The following is a 6,789-nucleotide window of genomic DNA, read 5'->3' as shown; positions in this document are numbered from 1 at the left end:
ATCTAAGATCCCCTCGGGTAACAGAAAACGGACTAAGGCTTGATAAGACTCTTGCAAGGAACTCAAAATTGATTCTGCGCAAAAAAACTACTTTTTTCCACGCCCCCCAAATTCCCCGACTGATCCTTTTTCGGCAATCGGCTTCGATGATGCTCCGTCATGAGCGGTTATATCACCGGCCCGATTCTGGCCTTACGTGAAGTGGCAATAAAGAAAAAGCCCCGAATGGTGTTAGCATTCAGGGCTTTAATCTAGATATGACCGGTGACCGATACGGGAATCGAACCCGTGTTTCAGCCGTGAAAGGGCCGCGTCCTAACCGCTAGACGAATCGGCCATATCTATCATTTCAGAGTGTTTGCGTTGTGTTCGCCAACCGTTGTTCTGAAATCGTGGTGCAAAGATACGGGGAAAAACCATTCATGCAAATCTCCAACCAAAAAAAAATTGATTTTTCTTCAATAGAGGGGGATTTGGGGTTTCGTTTTACCTTTGGGAATTGCCCGATTATCTTCTTATTTTGGTTCATGAAACAACTCATTTTGGCTGGCCTATGTCTGTTAATGGCCCAGATTACACTCGCACAGAACAACTTACAACACCCAGACCAGTTTTTGGGCTATACCGTCGGAAAACGCTTTACTCCGCACCACCGGGTTTTAGCATATGCGGAAAAAATTTCTCAACAATTTTCGAGTCGGGTCAAATTAGTGCCGTACGGTACTACCTATGAGGGGCGACAATTGATGGCCGTGATCGTCGCTTCGGAAAAAAACATGGCCCAGCTGGAAGAAATCCGGTCTGCTCACCTGAAAAAAATCGGATTGAGCCCGGCCCGTTCATCCGCGGCCAAAGCCGCCAACACGCCCCAACCACCTATCGCCTGGCTGAGTTATAATGTACACGGCAACGAAGCCATTAGCTCCGAGGCATTCATGCTGGTGCTGCATAGCCTGCTGGACCCCGCCAATGCCGTTTCCCAGAAAATTCTGAGCAACACCATCGTTATTCTCGATCCGGGCCTGAATCCCGACGGCCACGACCGGTACGTCAATTGGTACAATCAGGTCAGCGGCCAGAACCCAGACCCCACACCGATTGCGCGCGAACACAGCGAACCCTGGCCCAGCGGTCGTTATACACACTACTTGTTTGATCCCAACCGGGACTGGGCCTGGCAAACGCAGGAAATCACCCAGCAACGCATGGCGCTTTACCAGCAGTGGATGCCGCACCTGCACGCTGATTTCCACGAAATGGGTCCGGAAAGTCCGTATTACTTTGCCCCTTCCGCCAAGCCCTACCACGAAGACATTACGCCCTGGCAGCGGGAATTTCAGCAGATCATCGGGCAGTATAACACCCGGTATTTTGACAAAAATGGCTGGTTGTATTTCACCCGGGAGAGCTTCGACCTGTTTTATCCCAGCTACGGCGATACCTGGCCAACGTACAACGGCGCTATCGGCATGACCTTCGAACAGGGCGGTGGTGGACGCGCGGGGCTGGCCTACCGCAAAAACGATGGCGACACCCTGACCCTCCGCGAACGCATCGACCACCATTACACTGCCAGCTTTGCTACCCTCGAATCCGTGGCTGACCGCCCCAACGAAGTGGTTCGCAACTTCAACAGCTTTTTTGAGAAAGCACAGACGAATCCGGTGGGTGACTTCAAAAGTTACGTCATTAAAACCGCGAATGACGAAGGCCGGATCAAAGCGCTTCGGAAACTGCTCGACAACAACATGATTCAATACGGATTGGCCGGAAAATCGCAGAAGCTAAACGGTTTTAGTTATCAATCCCAGAAAAACGAAAGTCTGTCCATTGAAAACAATGACTTGGTTATTAGTGCCTTTCAACCCAAATCAACCTTGCTGAAGATTTTGTTTGAACCCAAATCGACGCTGGAAGACTCGGTCACGTACGACATTACATCCTGGTGTATTCCCTACGCCTACGGCCTGAACGCCTACGGATTAAAAGAAAAACTAACGCCGGTTGCCTACCCAACGTCGCCGGTTCCGGCGGCTAACGCAGCGGTTTCGGGGGCCAAACCGTACGCGTACCTCGTTCGCTGGCAATCGGAGCAGGATGTACGTTTTTTGGCGGGTTTACTCACCAATAAGGTGCGGATTCGGGTGGCCGAACGCATGTTCAAGCAGAATAACGAACGGTTTGAAGCCGGCACACTCATCATTACCCGCGCCGGAAACGAACGACTGGGGGAGCAATTTCACCGGATCATTCAGCAGGAAGCCACCAAGCACGGCATCCGGCTGATTCCGGCGGCCACGGGTTTTGTTACCGAAGGGGCCGATTTTGGGTCGGGTAGCGTGTTTTCCCTTAAAACACCCCGCATTGCCGCCATTACCGGCGACGTTACCACGCCCACCTCGATGGGCGAAGTCTGGCACTTCTTCGACCAGGATCTCCAATACCCATTAACCCTCATCGATGGCAACTCCCTGCCAAGCCTTCCGCTCAATGGAATCGACGTGCTGATCATGCCTCAGGGGTACAATTACGGCAAAATCCTGAACGACCGTACCCTGAGTAAACTGAAGGAATGGGTTCAGGCCGGCGGCAAACTGATCGTCATGGAACGAACCACCGCCTTTTTTGCCGACAAACCCGATTTTGGATTGAAGAAAAAAGACGAAAAGGCCGACGCAAAAAAAGAGAAACCCGATAAAAAAACGGAGTCCGACGAAACGCTGCGGCAATTCGGAGAACGGGAACGGGAAGCCTTGTCGGAAGAAACGCCGGGCAGTGTCTACCGCGTCGATCTTGACCGTTCGCACCCGCTGGCCTTTGGTTATCCCAACGGCTATTATGCGCTGATTCAGAACGTCTATAATTACGACTTTCTAAAAGACGGCTGGAACGTCGGTTACCTGAAAAAAGACAACTATGTGGCCGGTTTTGTAGGCAAGAACGCCAAATCGAAACTCAGCAACACCCTGCTCTACGGGGTACAGGAACTGGGCCGGGGCAGTATCGTTTACATGATGGACAATCCGCTGTTCCGGGGTTTCTGGTACAATGGTAAGTTGTTGTTCGGCAACGCCGTGTTCATGGTTGGAAACTAAAAACCACATACCAAAATCCCCGGTGGGAAGGCGCTGCATTTCTATTTTGCCTTTTCCTCCGGGGATTTTCCATTCCACTCCGTCGCACTTCCTTGTTCGATAAAAAAACCGTTACCATGCTAGCTCCCTGTAGATTTTTTACCGGATAAACCGATCTTGTTTTTTCGGCCATTCCTTCCTGTATCTTTGCCTCTGCTCACGTGCACCCCACTAAAATTTGGCCTATTTGTGAAACTTTACCGATTTCTTTTTCCCTGTTTCTTGTTGTGCACCTCCCTTTTTGCGCAGAAAAAAAACGAGGCTTACCAGTACCATATCCGCCAAACCGTTCCCAGCGACCGCACCCCTCATCTGAAAATCGATGGGATCATGGACGAACAGGCCTGGCTGGAAGCCGAAACCGCCAGTAATTTCTTCATGGTGTTGCCCATGGACACCAGTTTTGCCCGGCTCCGGACCGACGTTAAAATGACGTACGACCAGCAGAACTTTTACATTATCGCCGTCTGTTATTTCGCCCGAAATCCGGATAGTTCCTGGGCCAATCGGCCCTTCGTGCAGTCTCTCCGCCGGGATTGGGAGTTCCAGAAAAATGACAATTTCATCTTCTTCATGGACCCGTTCGACGACCAGACGAACGGTTTTACCTTCGGAGCCAACGCGGTTGGGGCGCAATGGGACGGCCTGCTGTATGAGGGCGGCAAAGCCAACCTGAGTTGGGATAACAAATGGTATTCGGCGGTGAAACAATACGAAGACCGTTACGTGTTTGAAGCGGCCATTCCGTTCAAAACCATTCGGTACAAGAAAGGGATCACACGATGGGGCATCAACTTCAGTCGAGCGGATTTACTGACTACCGAGAAATCGAGCTGGGCACCCGTGCCGCGCCAGTTTCCGACGGCTTCGCTGGCCTACACCGGCTCCATCATCTGGGATCAGCCGCCCCCACAGGTAGGACCCAACATTTCTGTTATTCCGTACGTGCTTGGTGGCACAACGCGGAATTATCAAACGAAGCAACCCACCGATTACCGGGGTGACGCGGGACTGGACGCCAAGATCGCCGTGACGTCGTCGCTCAACCTTGACTTGACCGTCAACCCCGACTTTTCGCAGGTGGACGTCGACCAGCAGGTAACTAATCTCGACCGGTTTGAATTATTTTTTCCCGAACGGCGGCAGTTTTTTCTGGAGAATGGCGACCAGATGTCCAATTTTGGGTACGCCAACATCCGGCCGTTTTTCTCCCGGCGCATCGGTCTGGGCGTTCCGATCCGGTTTGGGGCGCGACTCAGCGGCAAATTGAATAAGGACTGGCGAATTGGCCTGATGGACATGCAAACCGGCAAGGTAGACGAAACCGGATTGCCCGCCCAGAATTTTGCGGTGGTTGCCCTTCAGCGCCGGGTTTTTGCCCGTTCCAACATCGGGGCCATTTTTATCAACAAGGAATCGCTGAATTACACACCGGAAGCGGGCAAACCGGCGTATTCCCAGTACAATCGAAACTTCGGTCTGGAATACAACCTGGCTTCTTCCAATAACGTATGGACGGGCAAAGCGATCCTGCTGAAGTCATTCGATCCGCAGAATTCGAACCGCAGCCTGGTGCACGCGGCCAATTTATTGTATACGACCCGTAAGTGGATTGTTGGCTGGCAGCACGAATACGTCGGACAGAATTATTCGGCGGAAGTAGGCTACGTGCCGCGCCGGGGCTATATTCGATTCAACCCGACGGCCAGCTACCTGATGTTTCCGAAGGGAGGCTCAGTGTTAAGCCACGGCCCACAGTTTGCCTCATTCTACATTTACGACGAGTCGTTCCGGCAAACCGATAACGAAACGATGGCGCTGTATACCACCACATTCCGGACCAAAAGCGTGTTTTCTGTCTGGGCCAGCCAATCGTTTATCCGGCTGCTGCAACCCTTTGATCCGACCAATACCGGGCGCGACACCCTGGCCCGCGGCACCGAACACCGCTGGAAAACCGTGGGAGCCGATTACATCTCGAAACCGCAAAGCCTGTTTACCTACTCGTTCTCGGGGCGGTATGGCGGGTATTATGCCAACGGAAACCGTCTGAACCTCGTGGCCGCTCTGGGTTACCGGTTTCAGCCCTACGTCAGTCTGGCCATTACGGCCAATTACAACGATATTCGGCTCCCCGAACCGCAGACAACGGCGAAGTTCTGGCTGGTGGGCCCGCGCATCGATCTAACCATGACCAACACCCTGTTTTTCACAACGTTTGTACAGTACAACGAACAGGCTAAAAATGTCAATCTGAACACCCGGCTGCAATGGCGGTACGCCCCCGCTTCCGACCTTTTTATTGTCTACACCGATAACTACTTGCCCGGTTCGCTAACGGTCAAAAACCGGGCACTGGTGCTAAAATTGACGTATTGGTGGAACGTATAAACTGATCGGTAACAAACAAACGGATTGCCTTGGTAGTTGAATAGAAAATAGACACTATAACCACACTACCATGCGTAATTTCACTCATTTCTTATACACACTGGCCATCTCGCTGTTTTTGCTGGTCGGCATGACCAGTTGCGAACTTGTCGGCGATATTTTCAAAGCAGGTGCCTGGACGGGTGCACTGCTGGTCATCGGGGTCATTGTACTGGTCATCTGGGGCTTTGCCCGGTTGTTTGGCGGTCGACGATAACGGACGCATTGCAGCTCCTTTGTAAACAAAAAAACCCCGAACGGATGTTCGGGGTTTTTCAATGCTGCAATATCGTTATGCAACCAGTTCTACCAGGTTATCCTGTTGCAAAACCGCCCGCATCCGTACGCCCAGGTCGTCGGCTGCCGGGTAAAGAGGCAAACGGACGTTGGACGAAATGATCCCCAGAATTTCCAGAATCTTCTTGATACCGACCGGATTGCCTTCCTCGTACAACAGCGGATCGATGCGCAGGAAATGTCCGAGTTCTTTCTGCGCAAACGCAAAATCACCGCGCAGAGCCGCGTGAATCATGCCGGAGAATTTCGCCGGAAATGCATTGGCAATCACCGACATGACGCCTACACCACCGATGCTGATGATGGGAACGCCCTGCACATCATCGCCCGAAATCAGCAGGAAATCTTCCGGCTTGTCGCGGGCAATTTCCATGCATTGTTCAATGATGCAGGACGCTTCTTTAACGCCGATAATATTGGGGTGCTCGGCCAGCGTACAGATCGTTTCCGCCGACATATTGATGCCGGTCCGGGGTGGAATGTTATACAGAATGACCGGCACCGGGCTGGCGTCGGCAATCCGGGTAAAGTGCTCAATGACACCGCGTTTCCCGGGTTTATTATAATAAGGACAAACCGACAGAATGGCGTCGATTCCGTCAAAATCCGTATCCTTGATCGAAGCAACAACCTCCGGCGTCACATTACCGCCAACGCCGTAGACGATTGGTAATTTCTTCGGGTTATTTTCCTTCAAATACTCCAGCAGCTGTTTCTTTTCCGACTTCGTCACGGTGGGCGATTCGCCGGTGGTACCTTGCAGCACAACGTAATCGACCCCACCGTCGCTGATGTGCTGAATGACCCGACCAAAACCATCGAAATCGACGGAATAGTCTTCGTTAAACGGAGTTACAATGGCGACCCCAACGCCGTGGAAACGAGCATTCATCTACTTTTTTTCTGGATTAGAAGGAATATGCTGATT

General features: G+C 51.9%; 4 protein-coding genes and 1 tRNA gene. 3 read left to right on the top strand and 2 right to left on the bottom strand.

Annotation, left to right across the window (positions count from 1 at the left end; all coding sequences use genetic code 11):
* Window positions 1-265: 265 nt before the first annotated feature.
* Window positions 266-337 (bottom strand) — tRNA-Glu (locus tag ACYVH9_RS30875).
* A gap of 190 nt (window positions 338-527) precedes the next feature.
* On the opposite strand from ACYVH9_RS30875, the gene ACYVH9_RS30870 reads away from it, so the two are divergent.
* The 3 genes from ACYVH9_RS30870 to ACYVH9_RS30860 all read left to right on the top strand — a co-directional run bounded on the left by ACYVH9_RS30870 (window position 528) and on the right by ACYVH9_RS30860 (window position 5,781).
* A complete protein-coding gene (locus ACYVH9_RS30870; protein WP_460640314.1) occupies window positions 528-3,095 on the top strand; it encodes a M14 family metallopeptidase in 2,568 nt (855 codons plus the stop codon).
* A 228-nt stretch (window positions 3,096-3,323) separates the two neighbouring features.
* Complete coding sequence (locus tag ACYVH9_RS30865) at window positions 3,324-5,525, top strand: DUF5916 domain-containing protein (protein WP_460640313.1); 2,202 nt, start codon at window positions 3,324-3,326, stop codon at window positions 5,523-5,525.
* Window positions 5,526-5,595: 70 nt separating this feature from the next.
* Window positions 5,596-5,781: a hypothetical protein gene (locus tag ACYVH9_RS30860; RefSeq protein WP_460640312.1), complete on the top strand. Its 186-nt coding sequence runs from the start codon at window positions 5,596-5,598 to the stop codon at window positions 5,779-5,781.
* Between the two features lie 75 nt (window positions 5,782-5,856).
* Here the strand turns inward: ACYVH9_RS30860 and dapA are convergent, their stop codons facing one another.
* Window positions 5,857-6,753, bottom strand: coding sequence for a 4-hydroxy-tetrahydrodipicolinate synthase (gene dapA / locus ACYVH9_RS30855; RefSeq protein ID WP_460640311.1), 897 nt, complete (start codon window positions 6,751-6,753; stop codon window positions 5,857-5,859).
* Window positions 6,754-6,789: the final 36 nt, after the last annotated feature.

The sequence above is a fragment of the Larkinella harenae genome (genome assembly GCF_054780515.1).
This window is presented reverse-complemented; position numbering and strand designations above follow the sequence as displayed.

What these genes read in the sequence shown, in the direction of transcription:
- ACYVH9_RS30870 (WP_460640314.1), top strand. Translation starts at nt 528, where the DNA reads ATGAAACAACTCATTTTGGCTGGCCTATGTCTGTTAATGGCCCAGATT.
- ACYVH9_RS30860 (WP_460640312.1), top strand. Translation starts at nt 5,596, where the DNA reads ATGCGTAATTTCACTCATTTCTTATACACACTGGCCATCTCGCTGTTT.
- dapA (WP_460640311.1), bottom strand. Translation starts at nt 6,753, where the DNA reads ATGAATGCTCGTTTCCACGGCGTTGGGGTCGCCATTGTAACTCCGTTT.